Source organism: Proteobacteria bacterium CG1_02_64_396 (genome assembly GCA_001872725.1).
GTDB lineage: Bacteria > Pseudomonadota > MNWR01 > CG1-02-64-396 > CG1-02-64-396 > CG1-02-64-396.
Window position 1 is genome coordinate 1 of record MNWR01000093.1, and the last position, 16313, is coordinate 16313.

Annotated in this window: 14 protein-coding genes; 8 read left to right on the forward strand and 6 right to left on the reverse strand. The window is 65.5% G+C overall.

What is annotated here, in order from left to right; all coding sequences use genetic code 11:
• Positions 1-287 precede the first annotated feature (287 nt).
• The 3 genes from AUJ55_11050 (at position 288) to AUJ55_11060 (ending at position 4252) form a co-directional block, all read left to right on the forward strand.
• Positions 288-470, forward strand: a complete 183-nt coding sequence (locus tag AUJ55_11050; GenBank protein ID OIO54968.1) for a hypothetical protein — start codon at positions 288-290, stop codon at positions 468-470.
• Between the two features lie 133 nt (positions 471-603).
• Positions 604-2217 (forward strand): hypothetical protein, encoded by a 1614-nt coding sequence (locus tag AUJ55_11055; GenBank protein OIO54969.1) that lies wholly within the window; start codon positions 604-606, stop codon positions 2215-2217.
• A 28-nt stretch (positions 2218-2245) separates the two neighbouring features.
• Positions 2246-4252: a hypothetical protein gene (locus AUJ55_11060; protein OIO54970.1), complete on the forward strand. Its 2007-nt coding sequence runs from the start codon at positions 2246-2248 to the stop codon at positions 4250-4252.
• A 41-nt stretch (positions 4253-4293) separates the two neighbouring features.
• On the opposite strand, the gene AUJ55_11065 is transcribed toward AUJ55_11060, so the two are convergent.
• Together AUJ55_11065 and AUJ55_11070 are read right to left on the reverse strand one after the other, a co-directional pair.
• Complete coding sequence (locus tag AUJ55_11065) at positions 4294-4842, reverse strand: hypothetical protein (protein ID OIO54971.1); 549 nt, start codon at positions 4840-4842, stop codon at positions 4294-4296.
• Positions 4843-4982: 140 nt separating this feature from the next.
• On the reverse strand, positions 4983-5456 hold the full coding sequence (locus AUJ55_11070) for a hypothetical protein (protein ID OIO54972.1): 474 nt from the start codon (positions 5454-5456) through the stop codon (positions 4983-4985).
• Positions 5457-5476: 20 nt separating this feature from the next.
• On the opposite strand from AUJ55_11070, the gene AUJ55_11075 reads away from it, so the two are divergent.
• Positions 5477-5983, forward strand: coding sequence for a hypothetical protein (locus tag AUJ55_11075; GenBank protein OIO54973.1), 507 nt, complete (start codon positions 5477-5479; stop codon positions 5981-5983).
• A gap of 20 nt (positions 5984-6003) precedes the next feature.
• Here the strand turns inward: AUJ55_11075 and AUJ55_11080 are convergent, their stop codons facing one another.
• From AUJ55_11080 to AUJ55_11095, 4 genes are all read right to left on the reverse strand, one after another.
• On the reverse strand, positions 6004-6285 hold the full coding sequence (locus tag AUJ55_11080) for a hypothetical protein (GenBank protein ID OIO54974.1): 282 nt from the start codon (positions 6283-6285) through the stop codon (positions 6004-6006).
• Positions 6286-6403: 118 nt separating this feature from the next.
• Positions 6404-7261 (reverse strand): hypothetical protein, encoded by an 858-nt coding sequence (locus AUJ55_11085; protein OIO54975.1) that lies wholly within the window; start codon positions 7259-7261, stop codon positions 6404-6406.
• Positions 7258-8175 carry a hypothetical protein gene (locus AUJ55_11090; protein OIO54976.1) on the reverse strand — a complete coding sequence of 306 codons (918 nt, stop codon included), beginning with the start codon at positions 8173-8175 and terminating at the stop codon, positions 7258-7260. Before AUJ55_11090 ends, AUJ55_11085 begins: the two co-directional genes overlap by 4 nt.
• 199 nt (positions 8176-8374) lie before the next feature.
• On the reverse strand, positions 8375-9298 hold the full coding sequence (locus AUJ55_11095) for a hypothetical protein (GenBank protein OIO54977.1): 924 nt from the start codon (positions 9296-9298) through the stop codon (positions 8375-8377).
• A gap of 794 nt (positions 9299-10092) precedes the next feature.
• Between AUJ55_11095 and AUJ55_11100 the strand changes: the two genes are divergently transcribed.
• The 4 genes from AUJ55_11100 to AUJ55_11115 are packed head-to-tail and all read left to right on the forward strand — an operon-like array spanning position 10093 to position 16220.
• On the forward strand, positions 10093-11976 hold the full coding sequence (locus AUJ55_11100; GenBank protein ID OIO54978.1) for a hypothetical protein: 1884 nt from the start codon (positions 10093-10095) through the stop codon (positions 11974-11976).
• Positions 11973-13214, forward strand: a complete 1242-nt coding sequence (locus AUJ55_11105; protein ID OIO54979.1) for a hypothetical protein — start codon at positions 11973-11975, stop codon at positions 13212-13214. Before AUJ55_11100 ends, AUJ55_11105 begins: the two co-directional genes overlap by 4 nt.
• Positions 13198-14955, forward strand: a complete 1758-nt coding sequence (locus tag AUJ55_11110) for a hypothetical protein (GenBank protein OIO54980.1) — start codon at positions 13198-13200, stop codon at positions 14953-14955. The genes AUJ55_11105 and AUJ55_11110 overlap by 17 nt, the downstream gene beginning before the upstream one ends.
• Positions 14952-16220, forward strand: a complete 1269-nt coding sequence (locus tag AUJ55_11115) for a hypothetical protein (GenBank protein OIO54981.1) — start codon at positions 14952-14954, stop codon at positions 16218-16220. Before AUJ55_11110 ends, AUJ55_11115 begins: the two co-directional genes overlap by 4 nt.
• Positions 16221-16313: the final 93 nt, after the last annotated feature.

The window sequence follows — 16313 nt, forward strand, 5'->3', positions numbered from 1 at the left end:
GGGATCATTATGTGGATCTATGCTGCACGGGATAGCGCCGAAAATCGGCAAAAAAAAACACGTGTAACGCCCCAATAAAGGGCGAATGGTCTTCTTTTGCCCGAACGCAAAAATAGGTCATAAACTGGGCGAAAAATGACCTTAAAAAGGTCGCCATGAAAGGTTTTTCATATGGACTAGGCGACTCTTCTAAAAAAATTCGTCGTCACTAGTACCGGGTGGGATGCGGGGATTTTTGGGCACGGATTCAGGTACTCATGAACCCAAAACCCAGGAGGATCACCCCGATGTCCGATGTCCACATCTTCAATCGCACGCACGCAGCCGACAGCAACGCCGCCCCGTCGATCCAAGCCCGCAAACCCTACACCCCCCCCGCGTGCGTCGACCTCTCCGCCCAGGCGACGCAAGGCAAGATTTATTCGACCAAGGAGGCGACAGGCTACTTCGGGATTGTGGGGGTGTCATAAGCACGGATCTGGCCATCGTTCGAGCCTTGCCCAACGCCCCCGGGGATTCTCCCCTGGGGGCGTCGTTTTTGGGGCTTTCCCCCATGATCGCGTGCCCCCCCGTTGCCGAACCCAGAAACCCGGAGCATGAGCCATGACCACCCCGGCAGGGACCAACGTCATCGACTTCGCCCGTCACCATGCGGCGTTTCGCAATCCCGCGTATCGGTTCGAGGTCTCTTCGCGCAGGATCCTCCCCGGCGCCGATCCGAGCGATTATCTCAAGGTTTATTACCCCTACCTCGATATCGCCCAGGTCGAGGCGGTCTTCGGCAACGCCGTCTACCCCTCCCGTTTTTACGGAGGGCGTGGCTACAACCTGGAACACAGCCTGACCGACCGCCACATCGCAACCCTGAATGGGCGGGGGATCGGGGTGAGCCTGACCCTGACCGGCCACTATTTCGACGAGGCGGTCTACCGGGCCAATGGGCCGTTTCTGGAGCGCTTCCATCGCCCCGGCAACGCCATCGTCTGCACCAACGACACCCTGGCCCGCCGCATTCGCCGCGACTTCCCCGATTACCTGCTTAAAGCCAGTCTCATCAAACACCTGACGACGGTGGACAAGGTCGAGCAGGCGCTCGAACTCTACGACCGCGCCGTCATTCCGATGGACATGAACGACGACGACCTCTTTCTGGCCGCCTTGCCCGACAAGGAGCGGATTGTTCTGTTCGCCAACGCCAACTGTGCCTATGCCTGTCCGGCCCGCACCTGTTATGTCGCCATCTCCCAACGCCACTGGGGCAAGGAGAAAACCCCCGGGGCGGGGTGCTCAACGCCGTGGCTGCCGCGCCAGGAGACCGGCCACACCTTCTTCGATGTCGACAAGTTCGCCCGCATGGGTTTTTCCCACTTCAAGCTGGTGCCCCGCCTCAACCCCAATTCCGAAGCGGTGTTGCGGATGTTGGCCGCCCCAAAAAAGGGGGCCGGGGTCGCTCGCCCCGCAGCCGCTCCCGCCGCGACGATCCACTCCTTTCCCAAATGTGGCCGCACCTGGCTGCGCACCCTGCTGGCCCACTATCTCAACCGCCACTTCGACTTGCAGGTGACGGTCAACCTGCAAACCCTGTTCACCCTCATCCCCAACGATCGCCCCGGCCTGAAGGGGGTGGAGCATTACCCGTTTGGCCACGTGGCCCGGATGCCCCTGGTGGTGGCCAGCCACGCCGCCGCCTCGCTCCGCCGTGGGGGCGATATTCTGCTGCTGCGTTCGATCCCCGACGTGGTGGTCTCCGATTATTTCCAGCACCGCAAGCTGGGGGCGTTCGCGGGGAGCCTGTCGGAGTTCATAGCGTGGGAGGAGGGGAGCCTGAGCCGCTATTGCGACTACCTGAACGGCTGGGCCGCGCAAGATGCGTGGCTGGGGATGCACGTGCTCACCTACGAAGGGCTGCATGCCGACACGGCGGGGGAGCTAACCCGGCTGTTGTGCCATCTGGGGGTGGAGGTCGATCCCGACCAGGTGGCCGAGGCGGTGGCCGAGGCGAGCTTTGCGGCGATGCAGCGGGAGGAACAAGGGGCGGGCCATGCCGGGATGCCCGACCCTAACGGCGATCCCGAGATGTTCAAGGTGCGCAAGGGGAAGGTGGGGGGGTATCGCGACTACCTCGACCAGGTCGAGATCGAGCGGCTGCAAACCCTCGTCGCGCAGCGGCTCTCCCCCGAGGCGCGGGCCATGTTCGAACATTTCGGGCTTGGTTGAGCCGATGGGTCCGATGGCAGCGCCGTCCATGTCGGTATTGTTGATTTCGCCGCCGCTCAATTCCCTGACGCATCCCCATGCGAGCCTTCCGGTGTTGACCGCCTTTTTGCGCGCCCGTGGCGTGCGGGTGGTGCAGCGCGATTTGGGGATCGAGGTGATGGAGGAGCTGTTCTCTGCGGCGGGGATCGCGGCGTTGGGGGGGCGAATTCGACGCAAGGCGGCTGCGGAGGATCCCGAAAGGGGGGGCAAGCGGCTGCGCGAAGCGCTTCTGATGGTCGATGTCGTGGCCGAGGGGATCGAGGCGGCCAAGGGGGTCATGCGCGACCGGGAGGCGTTTTACGATCCCGAACGCTACCTGCATGCCCACCGTCTGCTCGCCCGGGGGTTCGATCTGATCGAGGCGGCCCACCCCAACCTGCGTTTCAACGGCGATGCCCTGTCGATGCGCCACCCCGCCACCTTCGACAGCTGCGAGGCCTTCGCCGCCGATCCCGAGTCCCACCCTTTCCATGAAGCGATTCAGCGTCGACTTGCCGAACTCGTCGGCTCGGGCCCCTTCGACTGGATCGGCCTTTCGGTCACCTACACCGGGCAACTCCATTTCGCCTTTGCCCTGGCCCGCATGGCGCACGAGCTCTTCCCCGGGGTACCGGTCGTCATGGGGGGGGCGGCGATCAGTCTGGCCGAGGATACCCTGCGTCGCTTTGCGCAGCGGGCGTTTGCCCTGGCCGACGGTTTTGTTTTCGGCGAGGGGGAGGGGCCGCTGGGCAATCTGCTCAATCTGGTGTGCGATCCAGCGCAGGCGGGGGGGATTCACAAAAACCTGATGCTCTCCCCCGCCGTTCGCGCCCGGTTTGCGCTGCCCGACGACCTGGCGACGATCGCCCCCGTTACCGATCTCGACCAGTTGCCGACCCCCGACTACGGGGGGCTCGACTTGAGCCGCTACCTCACCCCCGAACCGATCTTCTTTTTGGGCAACACCCGGACTTGCTACTACGGCCAATGCGCCTTTTGCTCCTGCGGCTACGGCCACAAGGGGCGCTACGCCATCCGTTCGATGGCGAAGATCGAGCAGGATCTGCGCACCCTCAAGGAGCGGTTCGGCGCCCGCTGCCTGTTCTTCACCGACGATTGTCTTCCCCCCAAGCGCGGCCGGGAGATTGCCGAGTTTTTACACGGCGCCGGTTTGGACTTTGTTTGGTCGGCGTGGCTGCGTTACGAAAAGAGTTTCGACGACGACACGGTCGCGGCGCTGGTGCGCAGCGGTTTGCGGCAGGTCTCGTTTGGCAACGAGTCGGGATCGGCGCAGATGCTGGAGACGATGCGCAAAGGGACCGATCCGCAACGGGGGGTCGAGACGATCCGGCGGATGGCGGCCCACGGGGTCGGGATCGACCTGCAAAACTTCATCGGTTTTCCCGGCGAGACCCACGAGCAGGCGCAGGAGACGGTCCGTTTTCTCGTCGCGCTCAAGACGATGGTCACCACCTGCGCCTTCGGCGCCTACTACGTCGCCCACGGATCGCCGGTGGCGTTGGAGCCGACCGCCTTCGGGGTGTCGGATCTGCGCCTGATCGACCCCGAGCGGTTGATCCCCTCCTACCACTACACGGTTGACCGTGGCCCCGATCCCGCCGAGCTGCCCGATCTGTACAAGCGTTTTGCCGGTTTCATCCACCTGAACTTTCTGACCGGAACCTTCTTTTTGGAATTGGGGATCGGCGCCCACACCCTGCTCTATCACGAGCGGTACGGCTCCGCGTGGGTATGCAGCCGTTTGCCGCTATTGCTGCGGCGGCGCGGTCAATGGCAATCGGGCGACCGTTGGGGCGATGGGGTGCGTCGGGTGCTGCACCCGGACGGCAGTCTGTCGGCCTTCGATTCCCACAGCGGCGTGTTGCTGCGGGTCGAGCAGGGGCAGGGATGTCTGGCGGTTCTGGAGGGTGGGGCCGATGTACCCGATGCCAAGGTGCGCAGCGATTTGAATCTGCTCTTCAGGGAGGGGTTGGTCGGTCGGGAGCGGTCGTCTTGATCCGCCAGGGTTCCATCCTCGCCCGAGCCCGGCGGCCGTCTTCAGTCCCCCTCCCGTCTCCCCGGACCCCGGTTCATCAATGCGTCGATCAGGGGGAAGAGCTTGAGGCCGATCAGGTAGAGCTCGCCATGGCGTTGCCGTAGGGCCCGTTGTTGCTCGGCGTCGAGCCCTTGCGCGTGCAAATGTTTGCGCACGGCGGCGATCGGAAGCCCCGCCAGGTCGGGATCGAGGCTGCACAAACGGGCAAAACGGCGTTGCAGCGCCACCGTCTGTTCCAACTGTGCCCGCGCCTGCTCCAGTGCGATGGCCCCCCGCTGAAGAAGTCGCAGCGGGGTACAAAAAAAGGCGCCGCAGATGTGGGGACGGGGCGCCGCGTGGATGGTGCATGCCCGGTCGAAATGACGACAAGGCAAGGCGAAGATTGTTTTTTCGCCCCTGCGCCCGATGGAAAACCCCAGCGAGCGCGCCAGCGCAAGATCCTCGTCGCCGTAGATCCTCCCCACGTCGAACAGGGTGCCGTCGCAACATAAACCGCAGTCGATGCACAGTTGCTCGATCTGCTCCCGCGACGCCCCGGTATGTTGGTCCATCGTTTATCCCCTTTTGGGATCGAGCCGCGATGCGATCCTTGCCGCGACGATCCCGGAATCGGGATCGATCAAGGCGGGGATGCCGTGCCCGTGGTGTTCTTGCTTGATCGCCACGAGCGCAACCGGACCGGGAAAATCGGTCATTCATTCCCCCCGTACTCGAATGCCCCCACCACCGCGAATCCCAAAAACGACCTCCCCCCGGTCACCGCCACCCGGTCGGTGGCGACCCAGGCATGGGCCTTGAGCCCCTTGGCTTCGTCTTTGGCGACCCCGAGGCAGAGTAGGTAGGGGATGCGGTGCACCCGCAGCGCCAGCGCCGCCACCATCGCCTGGGCCAGACACTTCGACTGCCAGGGGGTGATCGCGGCGGTCGCCTCGATCAGTCGTCCCAGGCGGTAGGCGCGGCTCATTTGCGCACGTGTCGCCAAGGGGATGGCGGGGCCGTCGGGATTCATAACCCCCAGATGGGGGGCGATGCGGCGGAAGGGGGCGATGAGCAGCGCCAGCCGCGCCAGCCCCAGCAGCACGAAGACCGGCAGGAACCAGACCTTTTCGAGTTTGGAGCGGCGGGCAAGGGTGCGGGCCTTGCGTAGGATGAGGGCGGGGGTCATGGGGTTTTCATTGAGGGAGGATGTTCGGCGACGGGGTCGGGTTTGGTGAGATCGCCGCTTTTGTAGGAGCGGACCCCGTCCGCGAACGGTTTGCCCGCCCTGCCCGGTTCGGCGACGGGGTCGCCCCCCACGACAGCGCCGCTTTTGTAGGAGCGGACCCCGTCCGCGAACGGTTTGCCCGCCCCGCCTGGTTCGGCGACGGGGTCGCCTCCTACAACATTGCCGTTTTTGTAGGAGCGGACCCTGTCCGCGAACGATTTGCCCGCCCCGCCTGGTTCGGCGACGGGGTCGCCTCCTACGACATCGCCGCTTTTGTAGGAGCGGACCCTGTCCGCGAACGGTTTGCCCGCCCCGCCTGGTTCGGCGACGGGGTCGCCCCCCACGACATCGCCGCCTTCGTAGGAGCGGACCCCGTCCGCGAACGGTTTGCCCGCCCCGCCTGGTTCGGCGACGGGGTCGCCCCCCACGACATCGTCGCCTTCGTAGGAGCGGACCCCGTCCGCGAACAGACGGCGCGGCGTTTGTGAGGTCGTTGCGACGTTCCCCCTCAACACACCTGCACCACCTCGTGCTCCAGCATTTGCGCCACGAAGGCGAGCGTGTCGGCCTGGGCGGTTGCCTCATCGACCTCATAAACAGCGCAGAGCTTCTCGGCGATCTCGGCCACGGTTAGCGGCTTCTCCAACCAGCCCCAGATGTCCGATCCGGTGGCGTCGATGCCGTAATACTTCCCCTTGGCGATGCTCATCATGACGACCTCGCCGTCCATGTCGGTGGCGATCAGGTCGGGGTTGCGCTCGATGCGGGTGGTCAGGGCGATGTTGGCCACGTCGGGTTCCTCGTTGAGATGTGGGTGGTCGGTGAAACGGTGTCAGGTGAAGGGTATTTCCACGGGGCGGTGTTGGGAATTGCACCCCTCGGGTTTTGCCCGGGGATGACGGGGCGGTTCACACCGGATTCCCCGCATCGTCCAAATAACCCAGCCGCCGCATCACTTCCCCGTGGTCGGTGACGATTTTGGCTACCTGCTCGGGGTTGAGCTTGTCGCGCCACCCCCCGGTTTTCCCTTCGCCGAAGAAGGCCCCCGCTTTGCGGGAGCGCTCCCGGAACCCCTTTTCCGCCTCCTGCGCCCGCAGATTTTCGATGGCGGCGGCGTCGATGGCCCGGCTCACCCGCTCGGGATTGCTCGGCAGTCCCAGCAGGGTGGCGGCGCGGGTGAAGGTGGACAGGGGGGCGTTTTTCATGTCCTCGAAGCGGATGACCTCCAGTCGGATCCCTTCGGCCTCGATCCAACTCAAAACGTGGTCCGACCAGGTTCCCATCGGCTGATGTACCTGGTTGCCGATGCCATGGGTTCCCATGACCAGCCCGAAATCGGGGTTGCCCATCGCGGCGATGGTGTCGTCCAGATTCATCCCCATGTGGCGGGCAAACGAGGGGGCGACATCGAGGGGGTTGCGCACGATGTAGAGCGCTGCGGTGGTCGCCTCGGCGGGGAAGAGCGCATCGCCATTCGCAAGGCGAACGTAGGCGTCGTGCACCTTGACGTAGCGGGGCTCAGGCTCCGCCCCGCTCCAGCGGTAAACCAGGGGGCGCAAATGCATGATCTCGTCGGGGGTCAGGTCGGCCGAATCGAATCCCAACACCTCGTCGATCCACCGCCGTCCACTGGCGATGCCATCGGTCTGCATGTTGTTGATGTCGATCTGCGCCTCCTCCTTCCCCCGCAGGGCGGTCAAAAAGGCGCGAAACCAGGTGTTGCCCGATTTAGGATAGGAGGCCAGCCAGTAGCTCGATCCACTCATGCTTCACCTGTGTGGACAAGGTCGAGCAAGCGGTCGGTCAGGGCGCCGACGTAATCGCCGCCGCCAGGGTAGGACAGAGCCCAAAGCCGGATGTGTCCCGATAGGGCGGCGATTTGGGCCATGTGCTGGGTTTTGAGGCCCATGTGGTCCATGAAGGAGATGCGGTAGGTGTTTTTGCGCAGCGGCATGAAGCGGTTCATCCCCCACAGCGGTTCGGCGACGATTTCTTCCAGTGTGGTGGCTGAAAGGAGCACGACCCAGCGCACCGGCGACGGTTGGGTTGTGACGGCATCGGCCAACGGGAGGTGGTAGCGCTCCAACCCCGGTCGGACGGGGGTCAGGTCGTCGCGGGGGATGTCGAGCATCTTCAGCGCGTTGCGCCACAGCTTGAGGCGGGGGATTCCCGGCAGCGCTCGGTGTTGCTCGTCCAGGGCGATCACGTCGTCGGCCACGATGCGATGCCCCCGTTTCATCAGCTCGGCGGCCAGGGTCGATTTGCCGCTGCCCGAACTGCCCAAAATCAAGATCGCCTGCCCGTTGATTTCGACGGCGGCGCCGTGCATGACCAAGCGGTCGCGCTGGAAAAGCAGCGCCGCCAATGGGGAGGCGAGCAAGAAGTTGCGGATGCTGGCCTCGTCGCTGCCGGGTTCGGGATCGATGACGATGCGATTGCCGCCCCGCACCCAGAACCGGGCCACCTTGGGGATTGCCAGCCACAGGTTGTGGCGGTCGGCCCGGGTCAGGGGGCCGATGCGGGGAATCTCGGCGGGACCATCCTTGGGGATGGGTCCGATCTCGACGATGGCGTCGGGGAGGCCGTCCGAAAGGGGGAGCTCCGGCAGGGGGAGGTCGCTTTCCAGGGTCAGGCCGCAAAGGCGGTAACGGCTCATGGGGTGGGCCTCGTGGCGGTGCATTCCGTCCCCCCCGATGAGGCGTCATTCCGGGGCCCCGGAGTCCCGAAGGGATGCAGGGGAACCCGGAATCCACCGCTTGGCATGGCGTTCCAGGGATGGGGCGTGGTTGGTTTCGGGTGGATTCCGGGTTCGGCTGCGGCGTCCCGGAATGACGCCTGGGTGGGGGCGGGCGGGGGAAAGGTAACAACCCGTGCCGCCATCATCCGCCCGTCCCCTGCGCCGGGGCGTTCCGGGCGATGTCGTCCAAAATCAACCCGGCCAGCTTCTCGGCCGGGTAATCCCCCCCGGCGGGGCGGAGGATGCGGCACAGCCGGATGCGACCGGCGAGCAGGCCGATTTGCGCCAATTGTGCCTCGTGACGCCCCATGGCGGAGCCGAAGCGGCGGCGGTAAAGGTTGCGCGACAACGGCAAAAAGCGGTTGCGCCCCTCGATCGCTTCGAAACGCAGATCGTGGCCGTCATGGGGGATCAGGATGTAAACCCAGCGCACCGGCATGGGGGCGAGCGGCTGGGCGTGGGCCAGGGGGAGGTGGTACTTCTCGAAGTCCCTGCCGATGCGTTGCAAACCCGAGGTGTCGATGGCCAGATCGTCGGCCGCCTCCTGCCACAACTTGATGCGGGGGATGCCGGGGATGGCATTGCCGTCGGCGCAGACCGGCACCACGTCGTCGGCCAGCACCGGGTGGCCCCGTTTCATGAAGGCGGCGGCCAGGGTCGATTTGCCTGCCCCCGAGCGGCCCAAACACAGCAACGCCTGCCCATCGAGCGCCACCGCATTGCCGTGCAGCACCAAAAAACCCCGCTGCAACAGGATCGCCCCCAACATCGAGCCGAGCAGGAAGAGGCGCAGCGTGTCTTCGTCGGCCCCCGGTTCGGCATCGATCACGACCCGATTCCCCCCCTGGGCGAGGAAGCTGCCGACCTGGGGAACGCGCAGCCAAACGGCGTCGGCGGCGATCTTGAGGTTGGGGGTCAAACGGCTCGATTCGGGCAGCAGCGCTTCGGACGCCTGGCCCCGGACGATGCACACGTCGGCCGCCCCGTCGGCGGCGATTTCAGGCGCTTCGGGCAGGGGGATGACGCTTTCGAGGGTCAGTCCGTAGAGGAGGTGGCGGTGGGACATGGGACTCGGGGGATCGATGAAGTGTGAAAAAGTCCCGGCAGATTAAGGGGTGAACGGCGATTGGCAAGTAAAGGGTCGACATGACGGCGGGGCGACCCAAAACAACGCCCCGCGCCGGGATGCCGGGGCGGGGCGTTGTCAAAAGGCCGAGGTTCGCAGGGGTTAAGAGGGGCCTACGGCGGTGCCGCTCTCGATGGGGGCGACGGTTGTTTTCGCCTCGGTCTCTTCCAGCGCCTCCAGGTCGACGATGCTGGGGGGGGTGTAGGCAAGACGTTGGGCGGTTTCGGGGGTTGGGGCGGTGTGCATAGGTGGGACGCTCCTGAAGGGGGGTGACGATGGGGCGGGTGCCCCACGGGGTGGGTGTTTCGCAGGCTTTTACCCCCCCCGTCCCGTGAAGTCAAGGCAGGAATTCGGCCCAATGGGGTCGGTGGAGGGAGACGTCGTGTCGCGGCGGTTCTTCCCCCCAAGACCGGTTGGCCCACCGATGGATTCGGTCCGCCCCACGTAGGAGGCGACCCCATCGCCGAACCAAGCAGGGCGGGCCACCCATTCGCAGGCAGCGCAGCAACCTCACAAACGCCGCGCCGTCTGTTCGCGGACTTCGGTCCGCTCCTACAAAAGCGGCGATCTCACCGAACCCGATGCCGCCGCCGAATCCGATGTCGTAGGAGGCGACCCTGTCGCCGAACCCTTGCTGTTTCAAAACCCAGCGGCCGCCTTGCCGCGATTGGGATCCCCGCCGCGCCGTGTATCATCCCTCCCCCTTGTCGCGCCCTTCCCGGAGTCGCCCACCCATGTTTGCCGCCATTCTGACCCTCGACGACAGTGCCGCCCCCGAGCAGTGGGGCGACCCCGAGCGCTTGCTGGCCGCCCTGGCACCTTTGACCCCCCCTGAGCGAACCGGCATTCATCGCGGCGAGCGGCTGCTGGCGGTTCAGCTGCGCCATCGCGGCCACGGCGACCCCGACGAGCCGCTCCCCCTGGTGTGCCCCCGCAGCGGCAGGGTCATCCTCTTCTGGGGGCGGCTCGACAACCGGGGTGAGTTGCGGGCGCAGTTGGGGATGGAGGAGGGGGGCGACGCCGCGCTGGTACTGGCGGGGTACGAGCGCTGGGGGCGGTCGCTGCCCGAGCATCTGGTTGGCGATTTCGCCTTCATGGCGGTCGATCCCCGCGAAGGGAGCGCCCTGCTTGTTCGCGATCCCCTGGGGATCAAGCCGCTCTATTACCTGAACACCGGTAAAGCGCTGATCGTCGCCTCTTCGGCGGCGGTCTTCCCCACCTTGGGGCGCGACCGCCCCGAACCCGACCCCGACTGGATGGCCCGTTTTCTGGCTTGCACTTCAAAAAGTCACACCACCACCGGTTTTTCCGGGGTGCTCAAGCTCCCCGGCAGCCATCTGCTTGGCGTCGCCAACGGGGCGACGAGCGAGCCCAGGCGCTACTTCGAATTCCGTAACGATCCCCCCTTCGCCCTGCGCCATGACGAACGTTGGGTCGAGGCCTACCGGGAGCGGCTAGAAGAGGCGATCACCTGCCGTCTCGATCCCGACCACCCCATTGGGACCGAACACAGCGGCGGCCTCGATTCCTCCAGCATCGCCGCCTACCTGGCTCATCTGCTCGGCAATCCCGGCGACCGGCTGCACGCCTTCGGCTACGCCTTCAGCGAGGAGGAGCCCGACTGCATCCTGGGGACCAGCCTCTATGCCGGCATCCGGCACAACCATGTGATCACCAACCGGATGTTCGAAGACAAAAACGAACGGATCGACGAGGCGCTGCGGGTGCTGGGCTACCCCGAGGAGCACGGCAACGGCTCGGGCCACATCTTGTTTTACCGGGAATGCCAACTGCGGGGGATCCCGACCCTGCATTCGGGCTTCGGGGGGGACGAGGTGGTGACCCAATCGGGCCATCACCTGCGCCACGAAATGCTCGACCGAGGCCATTACGGCCCCCTGTTCGGCATCCTGCCGGGCAATCCGATCACCCGGAGTTTGCGCTGGGGCAAGGCGGTGGCGACCCGGCTGCCCAATTCCGACCATTTTGGCCCCATTCTGGCGGTGCAAGAGCGGGCTCAGGCGGGGTGGTTTTTGCGGGGCGAAATGGTGGAGCGGCTCGATCTGGTGGCCGACCATCTCCAGCGGGCCCGATATGCCGCCCCCTACCGGCGCATCAACGAGTTTGCCCTGGGACGTCTCGGCGAGGCGTTTGTCCCCACCCGCCTAGAAAACTGCACGTCGATGGCGGCCGCCTACGGGGTCGATTACCGCTGGCCCCTGCTCGATGTGCGCTTGATTCAGCAATACCTCGACACCCCCGCCATCGAAAAGGCCGATCGCCGCATGGGGCGATTGCTGCATCGCCGCGCCGTCGCCCCGGTGCTGGGCCCCAAGGTGGCATGGAAGCCCGAAAAATCGATGGGCAATCTGGTGGGCGAGGTTCAGGGGAACCTCGCCAAGGTCGTGGCCCAAGTCCGCGTGGCCGAGGCGCGGTTGCACCCCGCCTTGGAGCCCTTGATCGACCGGACCCTGCTGCGGGCGCGGATCGAGGCGGCCGAGGCGCTGGGGGACAGCCGAGTGTTGGAGCAGGTTCATGCGCAGCTCAGAACGTTGCTCCCCCTGGTTTGGCTCGACCGCTGGCTGCACGAAGGGGCGGCGACGGGGGGGCAGGGGTGAGCCTCTCCCGCTGGTGGCGCTTGCTGCTGCGCGAGGTGATTCGGCGCCCGTTTCCCCATGGGGTGCTCCATCCGCGCTTTTTGCTGCCGGGGCAGTCCCGGCAGGTGGGTATCCACCGCACGTTGTGGCGGATGGGGCGGCCCCGCTCCATTCCCGTGCTGGTGTGGTGGCCGTTGGAATTGTTGCTTTGGCTGCGTTGGGCCCTTTGGAGCGGCTGGGGCCCCTTGTGGCGGACGGTGCGGCGGTTGGGCCCTGTGGTGGCCGAGGCGGAGGGGATCCCGGTTTGGCGGCAGGGGTTGAGACTGGCCCGAATCAGCCTGCTGGGGGGGATCCCGGCGGCGGCGCTGTACCCCTTTTGCCTCTATCGCGCAGACGGTGCCCGGCGAATGTGGGATTACCTCTACGACACCGAGACGGTCCCCTTCCATCGCTGGGAGAGCGCCCCTTTGGGGCTCTCCCGCGCTTCGCTGGACCTGGTGCAGGACAAGGCGGCCTTGAGCGAGGCGGCCCGGGCGCTGGGGGTCGCCACGGCGGGGAATTTGGGGGTGTTGCCGAAAGGAGGAACGCCCGATTTGCCCCCCTACCTCGACCATCCCGGCGGCATCTTCGTCAAGCTGCGCAGCGGCAATCGGGCCGAGGATGCCTTCGCCTTGGCGCGCCAGGGTGGGCGGCTTTCGATCCGCTGCCTGCACGGCAAAACCCTTGAGGAACAAGCATTGCCGGATCACCTACGCGCTATGGCGGCCAAGGACGATCTGCTGGTGCAGCCGCTGCTGACCACCCACCCCGATCTGCAAACGGCGTGCGCCATCGACGACGTTGCCACCCTGCGTTTGATCACCCGGCGGGTCGGCGAAGAGGTAGTGTCGGCGTGGGCCATGGTGGAGCTGGCGGTTGAGCGCTCCGAGGAGGGGCATCCCCTTTATGTCATTCTTGCGCTGGCGGAGGATGGGCGGATCAAGCGTTTTCCCGAGGCTGTCCCCCTGCCTGCCGAGGCGCGTGCGCGCATCGCCAAGGTGGAGGCGCTTCTATCGGGGCAAATCCTGCCGGGATGGACGGCGATGCGGCAGGGGAGTCTTCTGCTGCACCAACGGCTGCTGCCCGACCTGGCGACCATCGCTTGGGATTGGGCGCTGACCCCGCAAGGGGGGCGTTTGTTGGAGGGCAATTTCGGTTGGGGGATGCAGCTCCCGCAAACCATACACGGGGGGCTGTTGAGGGATGGACGCGATGGGTGATCTGAACGTGCAGGGGCAATCGGCCACACCGGCGGAACTACGCCGTTTTTTAAAGGTGCTTTGGCATTTCGACCGACGCGCCGTCGCCTTTTTGCTGACCACCAACATTTTGGCGGCGCTGACCGCCGGGGCGGGGTTCGTCCTGCTGTTGCCGTTGCTGTCGCTGGCCGGGGTGATGGGGGCGGGCGGGGACGGCTGGAGTGCCACCTTCGAAGCGATGCTGGGAACGGTGGGGCTGCACCTGAATCTGGCCACCGCTTTGATCCTCTTCGTGGTGCTGGTGGGGCTGCAAACCTGGTTGACCTTGCTGCGTGATCGGCAATCCCAGGCGCTGCAACTGCGCTTTGGCGACCATCTGCGCCTGACCCTTTACCACGCCATGGCGGCCGCCCGCTGGCGCTGGCTGACCCGACGCCACAGCGCCGACCTGCTCGGGGTGCTGACCAACGACATTCAGCGGGTCGGATCGGGAACCTTCCATCTGCTGCAATTGCTCACCACCGCGCTGCTGACCACCGTCTACCTTGGCGTGGCGTTGCTGATTTCGCCCTTCGTTACCGCACTGGCGCTGGTTACCGGCGCCCTGCTCTGGTTGGTGCTGCGCCGTGGCGACACGGTGGCCAAACACAGCGGCGCCCTGCTCAGTCAGGCGACTCGGGGGATGTTCACCCTGGCCCAAGAATTCTTGGCGGCGATGAAACTGACCAAGATCCACGGCGAGGAGGGGGAAAACGTCGCCCTGTTCGAGGGGATCACCTCTCGGCTGCGGGGGCATCAACTGCGCTTCAACCACGTCCGCACCCGGGTGATGGCGACCTACAAAATCGGCGGGGCGCTGGTGCTGGCGGGGTTGACCTGGGTGGCGCTGGATGTACTGCACCTGCCCACCGCCAGCCTCTTGGTACTCATCGCCCTGTTCGCCAAGCTGCTCCCCTCGCTGTCGCAGGTGCAAACCGGAATCCAGCAGCTTTGGCACATGTTGCCCGCCTTCACCACCTGGCGGCTGTTGGTGGCCGAGGGGGAGGAACACGCCGATCCGACCCGTCATGTGCCGGGGGGGGAGGCGCCCGCGCTGCTGCGCGCCATCGCCCTTGAGGCGGTTGCCTACCGCCACCCCACCTCCGATTTTGTGGTCAATGCCGCCGAGCTGCACATTCCGGCCCGCGCCACCACCGCCATCGTTGGCCCCTCGGGCAGCGGCAAGACGACCCTGCTCGATCTGATCTGCGGGTTGATCCCCCCCGATCATGGGGCGCTGCGACTCGACGATCTGCCGCTGGAACAGGCGCTCACCCAGGGCTGGCGGAGCAAGATCGCCTACGTCCCGCAAGAGACCACCATCCTCGACGGGACGGCGCGGGAGAACCTGCTCTGGGGCAACCGGGCCAGCGAAGAAGAGATCGCCGACGCCCTGCGCCACGCCGCCGCCGAGTTTTTGCTCGCCCTGCCCCAGGGACTCGACACCCAGGTCGGGGAGCGAGGGGTGCGGTTGTCGGGGGGTGAAAAACAGCGGCTCGCCCTGGCCCGCGCCCTGCTGCGCCGCCCGGAGCTGCTGATCTTGGACGAGGCGACCAGTGCGCTCGACCGCGACAACGAACGGGCGATTTTAGAGGCGGTGCGGGGGCTGCACGGGCAGATGACGATTCTGATCGTCACCCACCGTCACGAGTGGCTCGACGGCTTGATCGACGGTCGGGCCGAGGTGGCGGCGGGGGTGGTCGGGGGATGGAGTCCGGCATGAGCACATCCGAAACCTTCATCATGACCGACCGGGTGCGGTCGCTGGTCTACGGGGCGTTGGCCCCCTCTCCGCCGGACGACTTGGCGCAGCGGGTCGCCGCCTTGAATCCCGAGGAGTGGCAGGCGGTGCTGCATTTGGTCCGGCAACATCGGGTGGGGCCGATGCTGTTTTGGGGGTTGAGCCGGGGCGGACTGCTGGAGCGGGTGCCACACGAGGTGGCGGCAACCTTGCAACAGCAGCAGCGCCGTTGGGGTATGCGCAATCTAAAAACCCACGCCGAATTGGTGCGGGTGTGCCGGTTGCTTGAAGAGGCGGGGATCGAAACCATCGCCCTCAAGGGGGCCTATCTGGCGACCTTCGCCTACCCCTCGCTGGGGCTGCGCCCACTGCGCGACATCGACCTGCTGGTTCATCCCGACGACGGAATGAAGGCATTCGAAATCTTGCAAGGCCAGGGTTATGTCCCCGAGGAGCACGGCGATGCCCAGGCCTATGTCACCCAGATCAAACATCTGCCCCGGCTTGACCATCCCCATGGGGTGTCGGTCGAGTTGCACCTACGCCTGACCTCGCCGCGCGGAGACTTCGCCGACCGCCCCTGGATCGTCGATGACGAGGCCACCCTGTGGGGGCGGAGCGTCGTTCGGACGGTCGGGGGGAGCGATCTCCGTTTTTTGGAGCCGGTTGATCTGCTTCTACATTTGGCGCTGCACGCCACGGTCGATCACCGCCTGAGCATCGGCCCCCTCGGGATGGTCGATTTTGCTTGGCTGGCCCACACCCATGATCTCGATTGGGAGCGGGTCATGGCCCGCGCCTGCACCTGCGGTTTAGAAAAACAGACGCTGTCGGTTTTGGGGCTGGCGGCCCGTCGTTTCGGTACGCCGCTTCCCGCGTTGGTGTTGGGGCGTCTTGATGGCAACGAAGCCTGGCTGGAGAGCGCCGATCATCTGATTTATGCCGACGCCGAGCATTTGTTCGTCATGAAGCGGGCGGTGATGGGGTTGGCGCAAGGGTCGTTGGGCGACCGGTTGCGGCAACTGGCGGCTTTGTTGTTCCCCGAACGAGATGCGTTGGCTGCCGAGTGTCGTGTTCGGCCCGGTCCCTGGCTGGCGCTGAATTACCCTTCGTACTGGATCAAACGGTTGCGCAAACTCTTTTCTCGCTCCGGCGCTTCGGTTCTAAGGCATCGCCACAGCCTTAAAACCGTGGCCGATCATCAAAGTGCTTTTGATGACTGGTTGGCGAGGGGGCCCAAACCGTAAATCGTCGGGGATGCCAGATGGAGCGGTTTTGCCCATAATGCGACGATCAAATTCATGTCAGTCCCCGTTGTGTGGGCTCCGCGAACCCCGCCG

Bases quoted from the DNA above. Each gene is read 5' to 3' on its own strand.
- AUJ55_11050 (OIO54968.1), top strand. From the start codon at position 288: ATGTCCGATGTCCACATCTTCAATCGCACGCACGCAGCCGACAGCAAC.
- AUJ55_11055 (OIO54969.1), top strand. From the start codon at position 604: ATGACCACCCCGGCAGGGACCAACGTCATCGACTTCGCCCGTCACCAT.
- AUJ55_11060 (OIO54970.1), top strand. From the start codon at position 2,246: ATGTCGGTATTGTTGATTTCGCCGCCGCTCAATTCCCTGACGCATCCC.
- AUJ55_11065 (OIO54971.1), bottom strand. From the start codon at position 4,842: ATGGACCAACATACCGGGGCGTCGCGGGAGCAGATCGAGCAACTGTGC.
- AUJ55_11070 (OIO54972.1), bottom strand. From the start codon at position 5,456: ATGACCCCCGCCCTCATCCTACGCAAGGCCCGCACCCTTGCCCGCCGC.
- AUJ55_11075 (OIO54973.1), top strand. From the start codon at position 5,477: ATGTTCGGCGACGGGGTCGGGTTTGGTGAGATCGCCGCTTTTGTAGGA.
- AUJ55_11085 (OIO54975.1), bottom strand. From the start codon at position 7,261: ATGAGTGGATCGAGCTACTGGCTGGCCTCCTATCCTAAATCGGGCAAC.
- AUJ55_11090 (OIO54976.1), bottom strand. From the start codon at position 8,175: ATGCACCGCCACGAGGCCCACCCCATGAGCCGTTACCGCCTTTGCGGC.
- AUJ55_11095 (OIO54977.1), bottom strand. From the start codon at position 9,298: ATGTCCCACCGCCACCTCCTCTACGGACTGACCCTCGAAAGCGTCATC.
- AUJ55_11100 (OIO54978.1), top strand. From the start codon at position 10,093: ATGTTTGCCGCCATTCTGACCCTCGACGACAGTGCCGCCCCCGAGCAG.
- AUJ55_11110 (OIO54980.1), top strand. From the start codon at position 13,198: ATGGACGCGATGGGTGATCTGAACGTGCAGGGGCAATCGGCCACACCG.
- AUJ55_11115 (OIO54981.1), top strand. From the start codon at position 14,952: ATGAGCACATCCGAAACCTTCATCATGACCGACCGGGTGCGGTCGCTG.